The organism is Mycobacterium bohemicum DSM 44277, assembly GCF_001053185.1.
GTDB lineage: Bacteria > Actinomycetota > Actinomycetes > Mycobacteriales > Mycobacteriaceae > Mycobacterium > Mycobacterium bohemicum.
Window position 1 is genome coordinate 510,011 of sequence record NZ_CSTD01000001.1, and the last position, 18,788, is coordinate 528,798.

Sequence of the window (18,788 nt, forward strand, 5' to 3'; positions counted from 1 at the left end):
TGTCGGCTACCGTCGGGATATGCATGAGCGCACCGTTCGTGCCCGAACCACCGCCGGGACCGTCGAGGGCTTCACCCGCAACGGCGTGAACCGCTGGCGATCCATCCCGTATGCCCGCCCGCCGGTGGGAGCGTTGAGGTTCCGGGCCCCCCAGCCGCCGCTGCCGTGGTCGGGGGTGCGGCACTGCCACGGCTTCGCCAACTGCGCACCCCAGCAGCGCCGTTACACCCTGCTCGGTGTCGGGCGCTACCAGCCGATGGGCGAGGACTGCCTGACCCTGAACGTGGTCACCCCGGAGCGGGCCCACGACGAACCGCTCCCGGTGATGGTGTTCATCCACGGCGGCGGCTACATCATGGGCAGCTCGGCCACGCCGCTGTACGACGGCGCCGCGCTGGCCCGGCGCGGGTGCGTGTACGTCTCGGTGAACTACCGCCTCGGCGCGCTGGGCTGCCTGGACCTGTCGGCGCTGTCCACCCCCGACGTCCCCATCGACAGCAACCTGTTCCTGCGCGACCTGGTCCTGGCGCTGCAGTGGGTCCGCGACAACATCGCCAACTTCGGCGGCGACCCGGACAAGGTCACCATCTTCGGGGAAAGCGCGGGCGCCCACATCACGGCCACGCTGCTGTCGGTGCCGGCCGCCGAGGGACTGTTCGCGCGGGCGATCTCGGAAAGCCCGGCCTCGGGCATGGTCCGCTCGCGCGACACCGCCGCGGAGTTCGCGGCGCGCTTCGCCCGCCTGCTGGGCGCGGGGGAGCACGACGCCGCCGAGACGCTGATGCGGGTGTCCCCGGCGCAGCTGGTGGACACCCAGCACCGGCTGATCGACCAGGGCATGGAGGACCGGCTGGGCGCCTTCCCGATCGGGCCCGTTTTCGGCGACGACTGCCTGCCCGACGACCCCGTGGAGGCCATGCGGGGCGGCCGGGCGCATCGGGTGCCGCTGATCGTCGGGACCAACGCCGAAGAGGGCCGGCTGTTCACCCGCTTCCTGCGCATGCTGCCGACGAATCAGGCGATGATCGAGGAGCTGCTGGCCGACACCGAACCGGCCGCCCGCGAACGCATCACCGCCGCCTACCCCGACTATCCCGCGCCGTCGGCGTGCATCCAGCTCGGCGGCGACTTCGCGTTCAGCTCGGCGGCCTGGCAGATCGCCGAGGCTCACGGCACCCACGCGCCCACCTACCTGTACCGGTACGACTACGCCCCGCGGACGCTGCGCTGGTCGGGCCTGGGGGCCACCCACGCCACCGAGCTGCTCGCGGTCTTCGACGTCTACCGCACCCGGTTCGGCGCATTGCTGACCGCGGCGGCCGACCGGCGCGCGGCGTTGAAGGTCAGCAACCAGGTGCAACGGCGCTGGCGGTCGTTCAGCCACTCCGGGGTGCCGGGCGACGACTGGCCCGCCTACACCGTCTCCGACCGCGCCGTGATGGTGTTCGACCGCAAGAGCCGCGTCGAGTTCGACCCGCACCCGCACCGCCGGATGGCCTGGGACGGCTTCTCTCTGGCGCGCTGACCTGGCACGCTGACCGTCATGCATGCCGAGACCGAGCACGTCATCGAACGACCCAGTGACCTCACCACCGCGTGGCTGACCGCGGCGGTGGGCGCCGGACCCGTCGCGGACTTCGCCGTGGAGCGCATCGGCACCGGCCAGATGAGCGAGTGCTACCGCGTCCGCCTCACCTACGCCGACGCCGGTGCGCCCGGGCCCGATTCGGTGGTGCTGAAGGTCGCCGCCACCGATCCGGTGAGCCGCCAAACCGGCCTGGCCCTGGGCCTTTACGAGCGCGAGGTCAGCTTCTACCGGGACATCGCGCCGCGCCTGAGCGGGCCGATCGCGCCGTGCTACCACGCCGCGGTGGACACCGCGACGGGCGTGTTCGACATACTCCTGGGCGACGCGGGCCCGGCGCTCGTCGGCGACGAAATCGCCGGCGCCACAACCGAACAGGCCCGCCTCGGCGTCGTCGAACTGGGCCGCCTGCACGGCCCGCTGCTGGGCTCCCGGCTAGGAGAGGCCGCGCTGGCCGACGCGCCGTGGCTCAACCGCGAGTCACCGCTGAGCCAGGCGATTATCGCGCCGCTGTATGCCGGGTTCATCGACCGCTACGGCGACCAGATCGCGCCGGAGCACCGGGTGGTGTGCGAGCGCCTGGTGGCGGCGTTCGACGGCTACCAGGCCCAGGAATCGGCGCCGGATCGCGTCCGGGGTCTGGTGCACGGCGACTACCGGCTGGACAACATGCTGTTCGGCACCGACGGCGCCGACCGGGCGCTCACCGTGGTGGACTGGCAGACCGTCTCCTGGGGCCCGGCGCTGACCGACCTGTCGTACTTCCTCGGCTGCGCGCTGGCGACGCCCGACCGCCGCGAGCACTACGACGCGCTGCTGCGCGCCTACCACGACGCTCTGGGGACCCATGGAGCCGACGCGCCCCTCACCGTCGACGAGGTCGCCGAAGGCGTAAGGCGGCAAAGCTTTTTCGGCGTGATGATGGCCATCGTGTCGTCCATGCTGGTCGAGCGCACCGAGCGCGGAGACCGGATGTTCATGACGATGCTGCAGCGGCACTGCGATCACGTGCTCGACACCGACGCGCTGGCGACGCTGCCCGCCCCGGTGGTCCCGGAGGCGCTGCGGCCGACGGCGGACGACGAACTTGCCCACCGGCCCAGCGCCGAGCCGCTGTGGAGCGAGAGCTGGTACGCCGACTTCGCCGACGTGGCACAGGGATTGGGCGGCTGGTTTCGCCTCGGCCTGGTCGCCAACCAGGACACCGCGTGGGTGCACGCGCTGCTGTGCGGCCCCGATATGCCGACCGTGGCCGTCGACGCCCAGGTCCCGCTGCCGGCCGACCCCTGGCTGGTGCGCGGCGACGACTTCGAGATCGGCCACTCCGCCGGCGCGCCGCTGCAGACCTACCGCGTCGACGTGCGCGCGCGGGCGCAGTCCTACCCGGACCCGTCGGCGCTGCTGCGGGGCGAGCCGGGCACCGAAGTCGACATGACGATGCATCTGGTGTGGACCACCGACGGCACCCCGTACACGTACCGAGTGACGACGCGGTACGAAATCCCTTGCACCGTCTCGGGAACGGTCACCATCGGGGACACCCGCTACGACGTCGACTCCGTCCCGGGTCAGCGCGATCACTCATGGGGCGTGCGCGACTGGTGGAGCATGGACTGGATCTGGAGCGCGCTGCACCTCGACGACGGCACCCACCTGCACGGGGTGAACATCCGCATCCCCGGCACGCCGAGATTCAGCATCGGCTACGCGCAGGATGCCGACGGGAGCCTGATCGAGCTGACCACCGTAAACTCCCGGGAAACGTTCGCGCCCAACGGTTTACCGCTGAGCGCGGCGGTGGCGTTCGACGGGATCACCGCTGACGTCGAGGTGTGCGGACACGCCCCGGTGCGCCTGCTCTCGAAAGACGGACGGGTGAGCCAGTTTCCCCGCGCCTGGGCGACGGTGCGCACGGCCGACGGCCGGCGCGGCATCGGGTGGCTGGAGTGGAACCGCAACCTCGGCGAACACACGGGGTGACGGCGCCGGGACTCTCCGGCCCCATCGTGGTGATGGGCGTGGCCGGATCGGGCAAGTCCACGGTGGGGATCGCGCTCGCGCGGCGGTTGGGGGTGCCGTTCCTCGACGCCGATGACCTGCACCCGCCGGCCAACATCGCCAAGATGGCGGCCGGCGAACCGCTCGACGACGAAGACCGGCAACCCTGGCTCGAGCGCGTGGGAGGGTGGCTGGCCGACCACCGCGACGGTGGTGTGGTCAGCTGTTCGGCGCTCAAGCGCGCCTACCGTGACAAACTGCGCGCGCACTGCGCCTCGGCTCGGTTCCTGCACCTGAGCGGCTCGGCCGACGTCATCGCGCGGCGGCTGGCGATCAGGACCGCTCACTTCATGCCGGCGGCGCTGCTGCGATCCCAACTCGACGCCCTGGAACCCCTCGGCGCCGACGAAGCCGGCGTCGTCGTCGACATCGACCGGGGCGTCGACGCGATCGTCGAGGGTGTGCTCGCGGGATTACGTCACGGCACCCGCCGCGGCTGACTACACGCCGAGCTTGCGGCGGCCCGTGTGGAGCTGGTCCTCGAGCCGGTCACGGGCGGTGTCGGCGAGGTCCTCGCCGCGCGCCCTGGCCTGCTTGGCCAGCTTCTCGCTGCGCTTGCGCGCCTGCTTGGCCAGCTTCTCGCTGCGCTTGCGCGCCTGCTTGGCCAGCTTCTCGCTGCGCTTGCGGGCCTTCTTGGCCAGCGGTGCCGCCCGGTCGGCGGCCTCGTCGGCGAGTTCCTCGCCCCGCTTGCGCGCCTTGAGGGCCAGATAGGCCGCGCGGTCGGCGGCCTCGTCGGCGAGTTCCTCGCCGCGCTTGCGCGCCTTCTTGGCCAGGGGCTTGCCCCGCTCGGCGGCGGTGCTGGCCAGTTCGCGGCCGCGTTCCAGGGCCGCCTCGGCGTAGGGCGCGCCCCGTTCGGCGGCGGTGCTGGCCAGTTCGCGTCCGCGTTCGAGGGCCGCCTCGGCGTCGAGCTGGTCGGGGCAACCTGATGGTGGCCTCGCGCGCGGACCTGATCGACGCGGTGGAACGCTCGCCGCAGGCGTTCAGCGTGCACGACCGCGACGGCTGGGTGGGCGCCTTCACCCCCGACGCCCGCATCGAGGACCCGGTGGGCTCACGCCCGCACGTCGGGCACGCGGAGATCTACCGCTTCTACGACACCTTCGTCGGGCCGCGCGACATCGCTTTCCATCGCGATCTCGACATCGTCTCCGGCACGACCGTGGTGCGCGACCTCGAGCTGGAGGTCGCGATGGGCGCGGCGGTGACCATGCACATTCCCGCGTTTCTGCGGTATGACCTGCGGGAGCACGACGGCCAGTGGCAGATCGCCGAGCTGCGGGCCTACTGGGAACTGCCGGCGATGGTGGTGCAGTTCCTGCGGACCGGGCCGCGCGCCGCAACGCCCGCCCTGCGGCTGTCGCGGGGGCTGCTGACCAACCAGAAAGTGCGGGGAACCGCGGGGTTCATGGCGGGCTTTCGGCGGGTGGGCACGCGGCACAAGAAGCTGGTCGAGGTGTTGCTCGGCGGGGCGGCCGACGGCGACGCGGCCGCGGTTCGCGGAGTCTTATCCCCTGGTGCGGCAACGACTTTGGGCGACGACGAGCCGCTCGACGTCGCCGATTTCGTCGAGCGGGTCCGCGGGGCTCACCCGCTCAAGACGATCGGCGCGGGTTTCACTGTGGTCACCTCGCTCGGCACCCGTGACGGGCGCGGCGTGCTGTTCGCCGACGTGGACCGGCGGGGTCGGGCGGTCGACCGGATCCGCTACTTTCCGGCGTGATCGTCGTGATCGTTCAGTGCGCCATCATCAGCGCCAGCGTCGTCGCGGACATGCCGAGATAGGCGCCCGGGAACGCGATGTTGTACAAGACCCGGGCCCGTAGGTGCGTGACGACGGCGCCGACGAAGAACAGGACCAAGCCGGCGGCGGCCGCGATCCCCAGGCTCCGCAGGCCCAGCAGCCCGGCCGCCAGCCCCAGGGCGCCGGCGAGCTTGAGCGCCGCAAGCACCGGGAGCCAGGAGCGCGGCACCCCCACCTCCGCCGAGTTCGCCAGCACGAATCCCGCGGGGACGAGGTCGGCGACGGCGATCGCCCCGGTGATCAAGGCGGTCGCCAGCGTGACGACGACGTACGCGGTGTTCATGCCGGTCGATTCGCCGAATGAGCTGTCGGGCAGCTGTTTCCGCGGCGGCGAGCCGAATGGCAGCACGCCTGTGCGCGGCGCACAATCGATGGCGTCATGGCTGTGATCTCCTTTGCGGTAGCGGGTCGGTGCGCTCATCCTCTTGACGAGCCGGGCGCGGGAAACGTGACGCGTGGGCGCGATCGGCAAAACCATGCTCGATAAGCCGCTCGGGCGGCGCAGCCTGCTGCGGGGCGCCGGCGCGCTGACCGTGGCGGCGTGCGCGCCGTGGACCAGCGGCTGCGCACCCGACGACGACGCGCTCACCTTCTTCTTCGCCGCCAACCCCGAGGAGCGCGACGCCAGGCTGCGCATCGTCGACGAATTTCAGCGCCGCCATCCCGAGATCAAAGTGCGGCCGGTGCTGTCCGGCCCCGGTGTGATGCAGCAGCTGTCGACGTTCTGTGCCGGCGGCAAATGCCCGGACGTCCTGATGGCATGGGACCTGACCTATGCCGAACTCGCCGACCGGGGCGTCCTGCTGGACCTCAACACCATGCTGGCCCAGGACCGGGCGTTCGCCGCCGAGCTGAAGTCCGACAGCATCGGCGAGTTGTATGAGACGTTCTCCTACAACGGCGGCCAGTACGCGCTGCCCGAACAGTGGTCGGGAAACTACCTCTTCTACAACAAGCGACTTTTCGCCGACGCGGGTGTCGCGCCCCCGCCCGGCACCTGGGACAAGCCCTGGAGTTTCGGGGAGTTCCTCGACGCCGCCCGGTCCCTCACCAAGCGGAACCCGTCGGGGCGCGTCGGCCAGTGGGGCTTCGTCAACACGTTTCTGTCCTACTACTCGGCCGGGCTGTTCGCGATGAACAACGGGGTGCCCTGGTCTGACCCGCGGCGAAATCCCAGTCACCTCAACTTCGACAACGACGCCTTCATCGAGGCGGTGCAGTTCTACGCCGACCTCACCAACCGGTACCGGGTGGCGCCCAACGGCTCCGAGCAACAGTCCATGTCCACCACCGACCTGTTCTCGGTCGGCAAGGCCGCGATCGCGCTGGGCGGCCACTGGCGATACCAGACCTTCATCCGCGCCGACGCCCTCGACTTCGACGTCGCGCCGCTGCCGGTCGGCCCTCGGCGAGCGGGCCGGCCCGCCTGCTCGAACATCGGTGCCACGGGCCTGGCCGTCGCCGCGAGCAGCCGCCACCGGGAAAAGGCATGGGAGTTCGTGAAGTTCGCCACGGGGCCGGTCGGCCAGGCCCTCGTCGGCGAATCCAGCCTCTTCGTGCCGGTCCTGCGGTCCGCCCTCGCGTCGCCCGGATTCGCCAAGGCGCACGGCAGCATCGGCAATCTCGCCGTCCTCACCGAAGGGCCGGCCCACTCCGAGGGCCTCCCGATCACGCCGGCGTGGGAGAAGGTCAACGCCCTGATGGACCGCAACATGGGACCCGTGCTGCGCGGAAAACGCCCCGCGACGTCGCTGACCGGGTTGGCGCACGCCGTCGACGAAGTGCTGAGAAGCCCATGACATCGGTTGACGTCGCCGCGGCCAGCCGGGTCGATACCGGCCTGGAGCGCCGGCGTGCGCGCGCGGGTCGCTTGTTCGTCGCGCCGAACCTGTCGGCGGTGCTGGTCTTCATGATGTTCCCGCTTGGCTTCTCGCTGTTCATGAGCTTCCAGACCTGGGACGTGTTCCGGCCGCCGAAATACGTGGGACTAAGGAACTTCGAGGACCTCCTCACCGCCGACCCGCTGTTCGTCATCGCGATCCGCAACACCGCCATCTACACCCTGGGGACGGTGGTCCCGACGGTGTTGATCAGCCTCGTCGTCGCCGGAATGCTGAACCGAAAGATCAAGGGAATCGGCGTTTTTCGAACCATTGTGTTCCTGCCGCTGGCCATCTCCTCGGTGGTGATGGCCGTCGTCTGGCAGTTCGTCTTCAACACCGACAACGGGCTGCTGAACATCATGCTCGGCTGGGTGGGAATCGGCCCGGTGCCGTGGCTCATCGAGCCGAAGTGGGCCATGGCGTCGCTGTGCCTGGTCAGCGTGTGGCGCAGCGTCCCGTTCGCCACCGTGGTGCTGCTGGCCGCGATGCAAGGGGTCCCCGAGACCCTCTACGAGGCGGCGCGCATCGACGGGGCCGGCGAGGTGCGGCAGTTCGCCTCGATCACGGTGCCGTTGATCCGCGGCGCGATCTCGTTCGTGGTCGTCATCTCCGTCATCCACGCCTTCCAGGCCTTCGACCTGGTGTACGTGCTCAACGGCCCCAACGGCGGCCCGGAGAGCGCCACCTACGTCCTGGGCATCATGCTGTTCCAGCACGCTTTCTCGTTCCTGGAATTCGGCTACGCGTCCGCGTTGGCGTGGGTGATGTTCGCCTTCTTGCTGGTGCTGACCGTGGTCCAGTTGCGGTTGACGCACCGCCGTTCTTGGGAGACTTCTCGTGGGCTTAAGTGAGCGGGTGTTCAGGCGCAAGGTCTTTCGCGCCGTTCTTCTCTACGCGGCGCTGATCACCGTCGCCTGGATCTGGCTGTTCCCGATCGCCTGGGCGGTCTCGGGATCGCTGAAGGGCGAGGGCGAGATCAGCGAGCCCAGGCTGCTGCCGGCCCGCCCCCGCTGGTCGAACTACACCGACGTCTTCGCGCTGATGCCGTTCTGGCGGATGTTCTTCAACACCGTGCTCTACGCCGGGTGCGTCACGGCCGGGCAGGTGTTCTTCTGCTCACTGGCCGGATACGCGTTCGCGCGATTGCATTTTCGCGGCCGCGACGCGCTCTTCGTGCTGTACCTGGGCACGCTCATGGTGCCGTTGACGGTGACGGTGATCCCGCAGTTCATTCTCATGCGCACGGTGGGCTGGGTCGACACTCCGTGGGCGATGATCGTTCCCGGGCTCTTCGGCAGCGCGTTCGGCACCTACCTCATGCGACAGTTCTTCCGGACGCTCCCGACCGACCTCGAGGAGGCGGCGATCCTCGACGGCTGCTCGCCGTGGCAGATCTACTGGCGGATCCTGTTGCCGCATGCCCGGCCGGCGGTCATGGTCCTCGCAGTGCTCACGTGGGTCAACGTCTGGAACGACTTCCTGTGGCCGCTGCTGATGATCCAGCGCAACAGCCTGGCGACCCTGACGCTCGGACTGGTCCGGCTGCGCGGCGAATACGTCGCGAGGTGGCCGATCATCATGGCGACCTCGATGCTGATCATGGTGCCGCTGGTCGTCATTTACGCGATCGCGCAGCGCTCGTTCGTCCGCGGCATCGCCGTCACCGGGCTCGGCGGATAGCCATGGCTTCGGTGAGCTTCGAGCAAGCGACGCGGCGCTACCCGGGGGCGGACCGGCCGGCGCTCGACGGCCTGGACCTCGCGGTCTCAGACGGCGAGTTCGTGGTCCTGGTCGGGCCGTCCGGATGCGGCAAGACGACGTCGCTGCGGATGGTGGCCGGCCTGGAGACGGTGGACTCCGGACGGATCCGCATCGGCGATCGCGACGTCACCGACGTCGACCCCAAGGACCGCGACGTCGCCATGGTCTTCCAGAATTACGCGCTGTACCCGCACATGACGGTCGCGCAGAACATGGGCTTCGCGCTGAAGATCGCCAAAATGCCGAAGGCCGACATCCGCGATCGGGTGCTGGACGCGGCGAAACTGCTCGATCTGCAGCCGTATTTGGACCGCAAGCCCAAGGACCTCTCCGGCGGGCAACGCCAGCGGGTGGCCATGGGACGCGCGATCGTGCGTCGCCCGCAGGTGTTTTTGATGGACGAGCCCCTGTCCAACCTCGACGCCAAGCTGCGGGTGCAGACGCGCAACCAGATCGCCGCCCTGCAGCGGCGCCTCGAGACCACCACCGTCTACGTCACCCACGACCAGGTCGAGGCGATGACCATGGGCGATCGCGTCGCCGTGCTTTGCGACGGGGTGCTGCAGCAGTTCGCGCCGCCGCGCGAGCTCTACCGAAACCCGGGCAACGTGTTCGTCGCCGGATTCATCGGGTCGCCGGCGATGAACCTGTTCACCCTGCCGATCGCCGATTCCGCCGTGTCGCTGGGCAGTTGGTCCATCCCGCTGCCGCGCGAGGTCGCCGGGTCGGGTGCCGAGGTCGTCGTCGGCGTCCGCCCCGAGCACTTCGAGCTGGGCGAGCGCGGCGTGGAGATGGAGGTGGACGTCGTCGAGGAGCTGGGCGCCGACGCCTACCTGTACGGCCGAATCACGGACTCGGGCAAGGTGATCGAGACGCCCGTCGTCGCGCGCGCCGACGGGCGTCACCCGCCGCAGAAGGGCAGCCGCGTGTGGTTGCACCCGGAGCCAGGCCATGTGCACTTCTTCGGCGCGGACGGGCGCCGGATCTCATGAGCATTCAAGGCCGGCCGGTGCATCGGGGCGCGCCGCGCACCCGCCCGGCGGTGATCCGGCTATGGTGACGGCGGTGAACGAGACGCGCGCAGACCTGGTGTGCGAGGGGGGCGGCGTCCGCGGCGTCGGGTTGGTCGGCGCGGTGGACGCGCTCGCCCAAGCCGGTTACCGGTTTCCCCGCGTCGCCGGGACCAGCGCCGGGGCGATCGTCGCTGCGCTGGTCGCGGCGCTGCAGGCCGCAGGCGAACCCCTGACACGGCTGGCCGAAGTGATGCGCACGATCGACTATCAGAAGTTCTTGGACCGCAGCCTGATTGGGCGGGTCCCGGTGATCGGCGGGGGACTCTCCCTGCTCGTATCCGACGGCGTCTATCGCGGGGCGTACCTCGAACGGCTGCTGGCCGGGTTGCTCGGTGACCTCGGCGTGCGCACGTTCGGCGACCTGCGGACCGGCGAAGAGCCCGAACAGTTCCGCTGGTCGCTGGTCGTCACGGCCAGCGACCTGTCACGGCGCCGACTGGTCCGCATCCCTTGGGACCTGAGCGACTACGGCCTCGACCCGGACGGCTTCCCGGTGGCCCGCGCCGTGCACGCCTCGGCGGCGATTCCGTATGTGTTCGAGCCCATTCGGCTCGCCGGTGCGACGTGGGTGGACGGCGGTCTGCTGTCGGACTTCCCGGTCGAGTTGTTCGACCGGGCCGACGGCCGGGACGCCTGGCCGACGTTCGGCATCCGGTTGTCGGCGCGCCCCGGCATTCCCCCCACGCACCCCGTTCATGGCCCGGTGTCGTTGGGGATCGCCGCGATCGAGACGTTGCTGAGCAATCAGGACAACGCCTACATCGACGATCCTTGCACGGTGCGGCGCACCATCTTCGTGCCCGCGGAGGGGATCAGCCCCATCGACTTCGGTATCACCGCCGAGCAACGGGAGACGCTGTACCAAAGCGGGTTGCGGGCCGGTCGGGACTTCCTGGCGACGTGGGATTTCGCGGCCTTCCGGGCGGCCTGCGGCGGCCCGGTCAACCCTCGGTCGTGAGCGCGACTCAGGCGGTGCGCGTCGTCCGGCGGTCGAGCCGGCGCTGGACGCGGGCGATGTCCTCGGGGGAGGGCATCGCGTTCGTGATGCGGCTGATCGCGACCCCGACGTCGGTATCGCTGATGGGCCGTCGAAGATGACCGATGAGTTCGTCTGTTACCGAGTCGATTTCGTCGTTTGACACGCGGCGGCGGCACAGCGCCGCCACCGGGACGTGACCGGTGGTCGGCATGCCGCTGGGATAGCCTGCCCGCACAAAGGCGACAATGCTGGAAACCCATTGGGTCAGGTCCATCTTTCACCTCGCTCACCGCGGCGCTGCGGATCAGCGGCCATGTCACCGCGGATAACAAGGTAGCATCGCCGCGGCCACCATCTGGTTAACGCCACGCGGTTGCTGGCACGATTTTTTACAACCGTTGTCGCGCATACCGGCGGCCGACGCACGATTCTGGCGCGCCGCAACGAGGTTTGGCCGCAACGCTTTCTAGTATGGCCGGGTGGTTGATCGCTATGGCACCGATGTTCTGGCGGCCGGGCGGCGCAAGCCGCGCTCGACCGAGCATCCGGTGGAAATGGGAATGGTCGTCGAGGACGTCGAGAGCGGCTACGTCGGGGCGGTGGTTCGCGTCGAGTACGGCCGCATCGACCTCGAAGACCGGCACGGACGCACGCGCGGATTCCCGCTTGGCCCCGGCTATCTGCTCGAGGGCCGGCCCGTGATCCTCACGCCGCCGCGCCGCCCGGGCCCCGCCGCGGGGGGGCGGACGGCATCCGGCTCGGTCGCGGTGCCGGGCGCCCGCGCGCGCGTCGCGCGAGCCGGCCGGATCTACGTTGAGGGCCGCCACGACGCCGAACTGATCGCACAAGTGTGGGGCGAGGATCTGCGGATCGAGGGTGTCGTCGTCGAGCACCTCGGTGGCGTCGACGATCTCGCCGACGTTGTCGCCGAGTTCGCGCCCGGACCCGGCCGCAGGCTGGGCGTGCTCGTCGACCATCTGGTCGCGGGATCCAAGGAGGCGCGGATCGCCGATGCGGTCCGACGGGGGCCCGGTGGTCCCGACACGCTGGTCGTCGGACACCCGTACGTCGACATCTGGCAGGCGGTGAAGCCGCAGCGACTCGGCTTGAAGGCCTGGCCGAAGGTGCCGCGGCAGGTGGAGTGGAAGCACGGCGTGTGCGAGGCGCTCGGGCTACCGCACGCAAGCCAGGCGGACATCGCCCGGGCGTGGCGGCACATCCGTTCCCGGGTGCGTGACTGGAACGACCTCGAGCCCGACCTGATCGGCCGGGTCGAGGAACTTATCGACTTCGTGACCCAGCCGGCGGGTTCCTGACACCGAAAAGATCCGCGGGATTTTTTCCCGCCGCCGCGCGCCCGGGCCATCGCGATACTGGCTGAACGACCGCGTTCGGCCCGGTGGGCAGCTATCGGCCCGGGGGCGCCGGGATCGGACTAGGCGCACTTCACCGGGTTGATTGCGGGTCTGCTCGCAACGATTGCGAACGCGCTGCGACCAGAATCGGCTCAGATGTTTCGTGCAAGTGTCGTTCGAGTCTTCCTGGTAAATCCCTTCCCTCCGCCGTCACGTGCGCCCGGTCTGGGGCACTCACTCCGTGAAGGCTCAGCGAGGAACGGAGAAAAGTTCATGACCAACACGCTCGTCATCGACGCGGAAGGCCTCGATCGATTGTCCTGTAACGCCAAGGCCAATCCCGAGACCGGCAAGAAGACCCTCAAAGCCAAGACGGTCTGTGAAACCGGGTTCCGCAATATGACCTACGTGCGCGATCTGGCGCCAATGCTGGTGGGGGAGCCGCCCGCGTTGCTGGGCGACGACTCGGCGCCCAACCCGTCAGAAACCGCCCTGGCCGCTCTCGGCTCGTGCGTCTCGGTCGGCCTGCTGGCCAACGCCACGCATCGCGGCGTGACACTGACCAAGATCGAGGTCGAGATGGAGGGCGACATCGACATATCCGCGGTGTGGGGCGTGGGTGACACCCCGGACGGCAAACGCCTGGGTTTCAGCGCGGTCCGTTGCAGGGTGACGCTTGCCGGAGACGCCGACGACGCGACACTGAAGGAGATCCACGACAACGCGATCGCCTGGTCGCCCGTCGTCAACACGTTCCGCAATCCGGTGGATGTCGACTCGTCGTTGCGGACTGAATAGCGATTCGGACGGGGAGATCAACCGTGGCAAAGACATTGGGGACATTGAGCAAGAACGAGCTCGCACAGGTCATCAGGCTGGCCCGTGTCAAGCAGGGATTGAGCTGGGCGAAGATCGCCGAATCGATCGGAAAGGACCCGGTGTGGACCGTGGCGGCGTTGCTCGGCCAGCACCCCCTGCCGGCCGGCGAGGCGGCCACCGTCGCATCGCTTCTCGACCTCGACGACGAGGCCGTGGCGGTCCTGCAGTTGAGTCCGTACCGCGGGTCGGATGACGCCGCGGCGAAGGACCCGACCATCTACCGGTTCTATGAGGCGCTGGCGGTCTACGGTCCGGCGATCAAAGAGCTCATCCACGAGGAGTTCGGCGACGGCATCATGAGTGCGATCAACTTCCAGGTGAGTGTGCAACGTCGTCCGGATCCGCACGGCGACAGGGTGGTCGTCACCCTCGACGGCAAGTTCCTCGACTACGCATGGAAACACGCGGCAGAGCAGGGGGCAGCCAAATGACGGCGACGATGGATCCTGCGGCCGGCCGTGTGGATGTGCGGCTGCTGGAAGACATTCGGGCGCACGCCGCGGTGTTGGATCGCGGCGAGGGCCAATCCCGGCGCAGCTTCACCGCCCTTGGGGCGGCCGGCCTGCTCGGGGTCGGCGCGCCGGGCAACGCCGACGGCCGGCTTCCGGAGATGGCCGAGGTCATCCGGCGGATCTCCGGTGAGTGCATGAGCACCGGGTTCTCATTGTGGGCGCACCGGATGACCGTGGAGTATTTGCTCACGGCCGCAACGCCGTTCAGCACGGCCGTCGCCAAATCGCTGCTCACCGGGACAACGCTCGGCGTCACCGGCATGGCGTCGGCGTTCAAGGAGGCGGCGGGCTGCGGCACCCTGGACCTGACCGCCACACCCGTAGCCGGCGGCTATGAGTTGTCCGGAACCATCAGGTGGGCCAGCAACCTCTACGCCGACTCGACCATGGTCACCGCGGCCCGTTCAGCCGACGGTGAGAAGCTGATCGTGGCGCTGCCGCTCGGCACCCCGGGCGTGGTGATCGGCGACCATTTCGACCTGTTGGCGATGGGCAGCACCGCCTCGTCGCACCTGAACCTGACGGCTGCGCTCATCTCCTCCGAGCAGGTTCTGTCCCGCGACTTCGACGGGTTCCTGCACGCGGTGCGGCCCACGTTCCTGGTGCTGCAGTCGGCAATGTGTCTGGGGCTCACCAAGACCATGGTCGAGGAGAGCCGGCGCGGGCTGAGCGGGGTCAACGACGTCTTCGCTGCCGACGTCGACCGCATAGCCGGCAGGCTCGCCTGCGCCGAAATCACGTTGGCGAGCCTGGCGGGGGCCGTCGGCGGCGCCAGGCGGCCGACCAAGAAGGAGCTGCTGTCCCTGCGGCTGACGGCCGCCGAACTGTCCAGCGCCAGCGCCGATCTCGAGCTCCGCACGGCCGGCGGCAGGGGTTACGCCAGCAGAACTCCGGCAAGTCGACGTTATCGCGAGGCGGCGTTCATTCCGGTCCAGTCCCCTTCCGAGGGTCAACTGCGCTGGGAACTGGCCGGATGCTCCTGAGCGCGGGACGATGGTGACTCCGGTGGCGGTGCCACCGGAGGGCGCCGAATCCGACCAGCTGGTGGGGGGCATCCCGCTGGCCGTCCTGGTGCGTGACTATCACCGGCCGATGTTGAACTTCGCACGCACCATGGTGAATTCGGCGGCTGTGGCCGAGGAAGCCGTGCAGGAGGCATGGGTTCAGGTGCTGCAGTCCTCGGATTCGTTCGAGGGGCGTTCCTCGGTGAGTACCTGGCTGTTCGGAATCGTACGGAACACCGCGTTGCGGCACCGGCGGCGCGAGTCCCGGATTCGGGACCACGAGGTGTTGGCCGCACCGTACGCCACCGACGCCGATCCGTTGTCGGGGCGCATGCACCCGGCCGGCCACGCTGACGCGGGGCATTGGAGCCTCCCGCCGTCCACTCGCTTCCTACCGGAGGACCAGACGGTGAGCAGTGAACTGGTCGGATACCTCCGCGCGGCACTGGGTACGTTGCCGCAGCGGCAGCGACAGCTGATAATCCTGCGTGACCTTGTCGGCGCGTCCGCCGACGAGGCGGCCAAGGTCCTCGATCTGTCCGCCGAGGCGCAGCGCGCCCTGCTCTACCGCGCCCGGGGCAATCTCCGAAACGAATTGGAAAAGCGGTATCGACGATGACCGTTCATGACAACACGGTGCCCGCGATCGACTGCGTTGACTTCGTGCGGCTCGTCGACGACCTCGTCGACTCGGACCCGACGCAGTGGGGACCTATCGTGGCCAGACACCTCGACGAGTGCCCCCCGTGCCTGGTCTACCTCGAGCAAATGCTCGATCTCAAGATCCTGCTCCGCCACGTCTTCGAGGGGGAGAAGCTCACCGACCGGCACATCGACAGTGTCCTCAACGCCATTCACGCACTCAGGAAAGGTCAACTCGGATGACGATCAACGCGCAAGCGCCGCAACTGGAAAGCGCGGCGTCGATACCCGAAGGCGTCGGGTTGCATTCCGGCGTCATCACGAACGGCGCCGTCGACGACCCCTTCGAGCCGCTCAGCGTCGGCGCCATGGTGGATCGGGTGGCCGCAATGGCCGTGGAGAAAATCGCCCACCCCTGGGCCTTCCTGGTGCGCTCGCTGGTCGGCGGCGCGATGGTGTCCTTCGGGGCGGTACTCGCCTTGACGGTGAGCACCGGGGTCAAGACTCCCGGCGTCGCAAGCCTGCTGATGGGCCTGGCGTTCGGGATGTCGTTCGTCCTCATCCTGGTGTCGGGCATGTCGCTGATCACGGCGGACATGGCCGCGGGATTTCTTGCCGTGCTCAAACGCACCATGAGTCCCGGCGGCTACGTCTTCCTGGTCGTCGTCGGCCTTATCGGCAACATCGCTGGCGCACTGGCGTTCGTCACCATTTGCGGTGCCGCCGGCGGCCCCTACTTGGGTGCCTTCGCCGAGCGGGCGGCATCCGTCGGCGCGGCGAAAGCCGGCCAGCCGTTTTGGACCGCAATCTTGCTTGCGGTCCTGTGCACGTGGTTTCTTCAGACCTCGATGTGCATGTTCTTCAAGGCCCGCAGCGACGTCGCCCGCATGGCCTTCGCGTTCTACGGTCCGTTCGCATTCGTCATCGGCGGCACCCAGCATGTGATCGCCAACGTTGGGTTCCTTGGGCTCCCCTTGCTGCTCAACCTCTTTCATCGGGCCGCGCCCCGCGGCGGAATCGGCTGGGGCTGGGGCGCGCACGGCTTGCTCACCAACATCGCGATCACCAGCGTCGGTAACTTGATCGGCGGCACGCTGTTCGTGGCGCTGCCGTTCTGGATCATCGCCCAGTTGCAGCGGCGCCGCGTTTAGCCAACTGGCGACGACGCCGTCACCGCCCTCCGGGCCGATGGTCGGGCCGAGAATGAGCGCAAACCGGTAGCGGTGGCGTCTGCGAGGATGTCGGGGGCCGCGTTGGGTCATCTGTCCGACTGTCCGTCGCTGCTGAACTTCGCAGATTGGTGTGGCCTGTCGCTGCGCATATGGCTTGCAAGTGAGCGACACACCCGCCGCCGCAAGGCATTCAGCCGATCTTGTCGCCTATGCGCTGACGACGGCAAGGCCGTTCGCGCCTACGGCCACCGCGACGGTGTTGTCCCGGCTTGGTCAGGCCATTATCGGCGAGCGCCTCGGGCACGGGGCAGCCTCCGCGATCGGTTTGTGGGACGGCCTTCGGGCGCGCCCGGCGTGCGCTGCCGTGCCACATCGCCTACTGAGCCCGGCCGGCGCTGGTGGTGCCGCTGCCATGCGGGATCATCGCGCGGTGACCGAGGGCGCCGGGGTTGACCCGGTCTCTGCACGGGGGCCGACCGGCTCATGGCCACCGGGTGGCCGGAACGTTACCGCCGCCCAAATTGCTGCTCTGCAAGCCGTCGATCCCGGTGTTTAGGGACTAAAGCCCCGCGACACATGGTCTCCCGGTTAATAGCGTCGTGGTGTGAGAGAGGGAGAGCAAAATGTCAGCACCGGTTAGCCAACACGGAATTGTTGTCGCGGTCGACGGCTCGCCCGCATCGGATGCCGCCGTGACGTGGGCGGCCCGTGATGCGGCGATGAGAAACGTTCCACTGACCGTGGTCCACGCTGTGGTCACCCCAACGTCGACCTGGCCGCCCGTCGCCTACCCGGAATCTCTGGCGGTGCGGCTGGAAGACGAAGGCAAGAGGGCCGTCATGGATGCCATGAAACTGGCCGAAGAGGCGATGCCCGCCGGCCAGAAGGTCCCCATCGCCCGGGAGTTGGTTTTCTCGAGCCCGGCCGCGGCCCTGATCACGTTGTCCGACGAGGCCGAGATGATCGTGATGGGCACCGCCGGACGAGGACTTCTCGCCCGGGGCGTGCTCGGATCGGTCAGTTCCAGCGTGGTGCGGCAGGCGAGGTGCCCCGTCGTCGTCGTCCGTGACGAGAGCGTGCCGGACGCCCACGCGCCCGTTCTGCTCGGGGTCGACGGCTCGCCGGCCTCCGAGCTCGCCACCGCCATCGCGTTCGACGAGGCGTCTCGCCGCGGCGTGGACCTGGTGGCCATGCATGCCTGGAGCGATGTCACGGTGAGCGCTCTGCCCGCCGAGGACTGGGCGACGGTGGAAGAGGAATCGCTGCGCAGCATCGCCGAAAGCCTGGCCGGGTATCAGGAACGCTATCCCGACGTCGCGGTGCATCGAACGGTCGTCCGCGACCGGCCGGCGCGCCACCTCGCCGAAATGGCCGAATCAGCCCAGCTTCTCGTGGTCGGCAGTCACGGCCGGAGCGGCTTGAGCGGCTTGCTGCTGGGCTCGGTCAGCAACGCGGTGCTGCACGCCGTCAAGATCCCGGTGATCGTGGCCCGGCCGTCGTCGGAAGCCTCCGACTGAAAGCCTCGCCTCAGGCGCCGAGGGCGTCGTTGGCGCCGGCCGACACGATGTGGGCGACCACCTTGCCGCCGCGGACGACCTCGATGGTCTGACCCTCGGCGACCGTGTCGAAATAGCGTCCCGCGCGCTTGCGCAGCTCGTCGAGCTCGATCCGCCGCCCGGCGTGCGCCGGGACCCTCGCTCTTGCGTCGCCGGCCGACACGATGCGCGCCAGCAGCCTGCCGTCGCGAACGACGTAGATGGTTTCGCCGGCGGCCACCCGGTCGAAGCAGCGGCCCGCGCGGGTCCGGAGCTCGTCGAGCCCGACCCAGCCGCCCGCGTCCGCGGCCTTGGCGGTCCTCGCCGGGATCGGCGCAACCCTCCAGTCACCGACGGGCAGAATCCGCGCCGCCAACCTGCCCCGGCGGACGACGTCGATTTCCTCCCCGGCGGCGACCCGTTCGAGGTACGCGCAGGCGTGGCTCCGGAGTTGGCCGAGGCCAATCACTTCCGGCATTTTGCTCCGATCTCGCGGTGCGCGGGGGCAGCGCGGCGCACTCTGGGCTCGATTATATGACCGTACGGGCG

Annotated in this window: 20 protein-coding genes and 1 pseudogene; 17 read left to right on the forward strand and 4 right to left on the reverse strand. The window is 69.1% G+C overall.

All coding sequences use genetic code 11. The features are described 5' to 3' along the window. Window positions 1–19 precede the first annotated feature (19 nt). From BN971_RS02505 to BN971_RS02515, 3 genes are read left to right on the forward strand one after another with little or no spacing between them, the layout of a single operon-like run. The gene (locus BN971_RS02505) at window positions 20–1,525 is read left to right on the forward strand and encodes a carboxylesterase/lipase family protein (protein WP_085180989.1); all 1,506 of its coding nucleotides are present in this window, start codon (window positions 20–22) and stop codon (window positions 1,523–1,525) included. 18 nt (window positions 1,526–1,543) lie between these two features. Next, window positions 1,544–3,565 carry a DUF7064 domain-containing protein gene (locus BN971_RS02510; RefSeq protein ID WP_085180990.1) on the forward strand — a complete coding sequence of 674 codons (2,022 nt, stop codon included), beginning with the start codon at window positions 1,544–1,546 and terminating at the stop codon, window positions 3,563–3,565. 32 nt (window positions 3,566–3,597) lie between these two features. Continuing rightward, window positions 3,598–4,083: a gluconokinase gene (locus tag BN971_RS02515; protein ID WP_085181140.1), complete on the forward strand. Its 486-nt coding sequence runs from the start codon at window positions 3,598–3,600 to the stop codon at window positions 4,081–4,083. On the opposite strand, the pseudogene BN971_RS02520 reads toward BN971_RS02515, so the two are convergent. After that, window positions 4,084–4,545, reverse strand: a pseudogene (locus tag BN971_RS02520) (DoxX subfamily protein); the annotation flags it as partial. A 23-nt stretch (window positions 4,546–4,568) separates the two neighbouring features. On the opposite strand from BN971_RS02520, the gene BN971_RS02525 reads away from it, so the two are divergent. Then, window positions 4,569–5,363, forward strand: coding sequence for a nuclear transport factor 2 family protein (locus BN971_RS02525; protein WP_085180993.1), 795 nt, complete (start codon window positions 4,569–4,571; stop codon window positions 5,361–5,363). 13 nt (window positions 5,364–5,376) lie between these two features. Here the strand turns inward: BN971_RS02525 and BN971_RS02530 are convergent, their stop codons facing one another. Then, window positions 5,377–5,727 (reverse strand): DoxX family protein, encoded by a 351-nt coding sequence (locus BN971_RS02530; protein WP_085181141.1) that lies wholly within the window; start codon window positions 5,725–5,727, stop codon window positions 5,377–5,379. A gap of 193 nt (window positions 5,728–5,920) precedes the next feature. Between BN971_RS02530 and BN971_RS02535 the strand changes: the two genes are divergently transcribed. From BN971_RS02535 to BN971_RS02555, 5 genes are all read left to right on the forward strand, one after another. After that, a complete protein-coding gene (locus BN971_RS02535) occupies window positions 5,921–7,243 on the forward strand; it encodes an ABC transporter substrate-binding protein (RefSeq protein WP_085181142.1) in 1,323 nt (440 codons plus the stop codon). Further along, a complete protein-coding gene (locus BN971_RS02540) occupies window positions 7,240–8,178 on the forward strand; it encodes a carbohydrate ABC transporter permease (protein ID WP_085180994.1) in 939 nt (312 codons plus the stop codon). The genes BN971_RS02535 and BN971_RS02540 overlap by 4 nt, the downstream gene beginning before the upstream one ends. Beyond that, a complete protein-coding gene (locus BN971_RS02545) occupies window positions 8,165–9,007 on the forward strand; it encodes a carbohydrate ABC transporter permease (protein WP_085181143.1) in 843 nt (280 codons plus the stop codon). The genes BN971_RS02540 and BN971_RS02545 overlap by 14 nt, the downstream gene beginning before the upstream one ends. A 2-nt stretch (window positions 9,008–9,009) precedes the next feature. After that, the gene (locus tag BN971_RS02550; protein ID WP_085180995.1) at window positions 9,010–10,080 is read left to right on the forward strand and encodes an ABC transporter ATP-binding protein; all 1,071 of its coding nucleotides are present in this window, start codon (window positions 9,010–9,012) and stop codon (window positions 10,078–10,080) included. 61 nt (window positions 10,081–10,141) lie between these two features. Beyond that, a complete protein-coding gene (locus BN971_RS02555; protein WP_085180996.1) occupies window positions 10,142–11,119 on the forward strand; it encodes a patatin-like phospholipase family protein in 978 nt (325 codons plus the stop codon). A gap of 7 nt (window positions 11,120–11,126) precedes the next feature. On the opposite strand, the gene BN971_RS02560 is transcribed toward BN971_RS02555, so the two are convergent. Then, the gene (locus BN971_RS02560; protein WP_085180997.1) at window positions 11,127–11,414 is read right to left on the reverse strand and encodes a DUF3349 domain-containing protein; all 288 of its coding nucleotides are present in this window, start codon (window positions 11,412–11,414) and stop codon (window positions 11,127–11,129) included. A 205-nt stretch (window positions 11,415–11,619) separates the two neighbouring features. On the opposite strand from BN971_RS02560, the gene BN971_RS02565 reads away from it, so the two are divergent. The 8 genes from BN971_RS02565 (at window position 11,620) to BN971_RS02600 (ending at window position 18,221) form a co-directional block, all read left to right on the forward strand. Further along, window positions 11,620–12,456 (forward strand): DUF3097 domain-containing protein, encoded by an 837-nt coding sequence (locus BN971_RS02565; protein ID WP_085180998.1) that lies wholly within the window; start codon window positions 11,620–11,622, stop codon window positions 12,454–12,456. Window positions 12,457–12,768: 312 nt separating this feature from the next. Further along, window positions 12,769–13,293, forward strand: a complete 525-nt coding sequence (locus BN971_RS02570) for an OsmC family protein (protein ID WP_085180999.1) — start codon at window positions 12,769–12,771, stop codon at window positions 13,291–13,293. A 44-nt stretch (window positions 13,294–13,337) separates the two neighbouring features. Then, on the forward strand, window positions 13,338–13,805 hold the full coding sequence (gene cynS, locus BN971_RS02575) for a cyanase (protein ID WP_276011424.1): 468 nt from the start codon (window positions 13,338–13,340) through the stop codon (window positions 13,803–13,805). Next, window positions 13,802–14,869, forward strand: coding sequence for an acyl-CoA dehydrogenase family protein (locus BN971_RS02580; RefSeq protein WP_085181001.1), 1,068 nt, complete (start codon window positions 13,802–13,804; stop codon window positions 14,867–14,869). Before cynS ends, BN971_RS02580 begins: the two co-directional genes overlap by 4 nt. Before the next feature lie 10 nt (window positions 14,870–14,879). Then, window positions 14,880–15,509: an RNA polymerase sigma factor gene (locus tag BN971_RS02585; RefSeq protein WP_085181002.1), complete on the forward strand. Its 630-nt coding sequence runs from the start codon at window positions 14,880–14,882 to the stop codon at window positions 15,507–15,509. Further along, window positions 15,506–15,775, forward strand: a complete 270-nt coding sequence (locus BN971_RS02590) for an anti-sigma factor (RefSeq protein WP_085181003.1) — start codon at window positions 15,506–15,508, stop codon at window positions 15,773–15,775. Before BN971_RS02585 ends, BN971_RS02590 begins: the two co-directional genes overlap by 4 nt. Further along, on the forward strand, window positions 15,772–16,683 hold the full coding sequence (locus BN971_RS02595; protein ID WP_085181004.1) for a formate/nitrite transporter family protein: 912 nt from the start codon (window positions 15,772–15,774) through the stop codon (window positions 16,681–16,683). Before BN971_RS02590 ends, BN971_RS02595 begins: the two co-directional genes overlap by 4 nt. 644 nt (window positions 16,684–17,327) lie before the next feature. Beyond that, the gene (locus BN971_RS02600; RefSeq protein WP_085181005.1) at window positions 17,328–18,221 is read left to right on the forward strand and encodes a universal stress protein; all 894 of its coding nucleotides are present in this window, start codon (window positions 17,328–17,330) and stop codon (window positions 18,219–18,221) included. 10 nt (window positions 18,222–18,231) lie between these two features. On the opposite strand, the gene BN971_RS02605 is transcribed toward BN971_RS02600, so the two are convergent. Continuing rightward, window positions 18,232–18,717 (reverse strand): type II toxin-antitoxin system Phd/YefM family antitoxin, encoded by a 486-nt coding sequence (locus BN971_RS02605; RefSeq protein ID WP_085181006.1) that lies wholly within the window; start codon window positions 18,715–18,717, stop codon window positions 18,232–18,234. Window positions 18,718–18,788 lie beyond the last annotated feature (71 nt).

Excerpts from the sequence above, each read along its gene's own strand:
- BN971_RS02530 (WP_085181141.1), bottom strand. The coding sequence starts at position 5,727 with ATGAACACCGCGTACGTCGTCGTCACGCTGGCGACCGCCTTGATCACC.
- BN971_RS02605 (WP_085181006.1), bottom strand. The coding sequence starts at position 18,717 with ATGCCGGAAGTGATTGGCCTCGGCCAACTCCGGAGCCACGCCTGCGCG.
- BN971_RS02580 (WP_085181001.1), top strand. The coding sequence starts at position 13,802 with ATGACGGCGACGATGGATCCTGCGGCCGGCCGTGTGGATGTGCGGCTG.
- BN971_RS02540 (WP_085180994.1), top strand. The coding sequence starts at position 7,240 with ATGACATCGGTTGACGTCGCCGCGGCCAGCCGGGTCGATACCGGCCTG.
- BN971_RS02510 (WP_085180990.1), top strand. The coding sequence starts at position 1,544 with ATGCATGCCGAGACCGAGCACGTCATCGAACGACCCAGTGACCTCACC.
- BN971_RS02585 (WP_085181002.1), top strand. The coding sequence starts at position 14,880 with ATGGTGACTCCGGTGGCGGTGCCACCGGAGGGCGCCGAATCCGACCAG.
- BN971_RS02560 (WP_085180997.1), bottom strand. The coding sequence starts at position 11,414 with ATGGACCTGACCCAATGGGTTTCCAGCATTGTCGCCTTTGTGCGGGCA.
- BN971_RS02550 (WP_085180995.1), top strand. The coding sequence starts at position 9,010 with ATGGCTTCGGTGAGCTTCGAGCAAGCGACGCGGCGCTACCCGGGGGCG.
- BN971_RS02570 (WP_085180999.1), top strand. The coding sequence starts at position 12,769 with ATGACCAACACGCTCGTCATCGACGCGGAAGGCCTCGATCGATTGTCC.
- BN971_RS02535 (WP_085181142.1), top strand. The coding sequence starts at position 5,921 with ATGCTCGATAAGCCGCTCGGGCGGCGCAGCCTGCTGCGGGGCGCCGGC.
- BN971_RS02515 (WP_085181140.1), top strand. The coding sequence starts at position 3,598 with ATGGGCGTGGCCGGATCGGGCAAGTCCACGGTGGGGATCGCGCTCGCG.
- BN971_RS02590 (WP_085181003.1), top strand. The coding sequence starts at position 15,506 with ATGACCGTTCATGACAACACGGTGCCCGCGATCGACTGCGTTGACTTC.
- BN971_RS02600 (WP_085181005.1), top strand. The coding sequence starts at position 17,328 with ATGTCAGCACCGGTTAGCCAACACGGAATTGTTGTCGCGGTCGACGGC.
- BN971_RS02505 (WP_085180989.1), top strand. The coding sequence starts at position 20 with ATGCATGAGCGCACCGTTCGTGCCCGAACCACCGCCGGGACCGTCGAG.
- BN971_RS02555 (WP_085180996.1), top strand. The coding sequence starts at position 10,142 with ATGGTGACGGCGGTGAACGAGACGCGCGCAGACCTGGTGTGCGAGGGG.
- BN971_RS02525 (WP_085180993.1), top strand. The coding sequence starts at position 4,569 with ATGGTGGCCTCGCGCGCGGACCTGATCGACGCGGTGGAACGCTCGCCG.
- BN971_RS02595 (WP_085181004.1), top strand. The coding sequence starts at position 15,772 with ATGACGATCAACGCGCAAGCGCCGCAACTGGAAAGCGCGGCGTCGATA.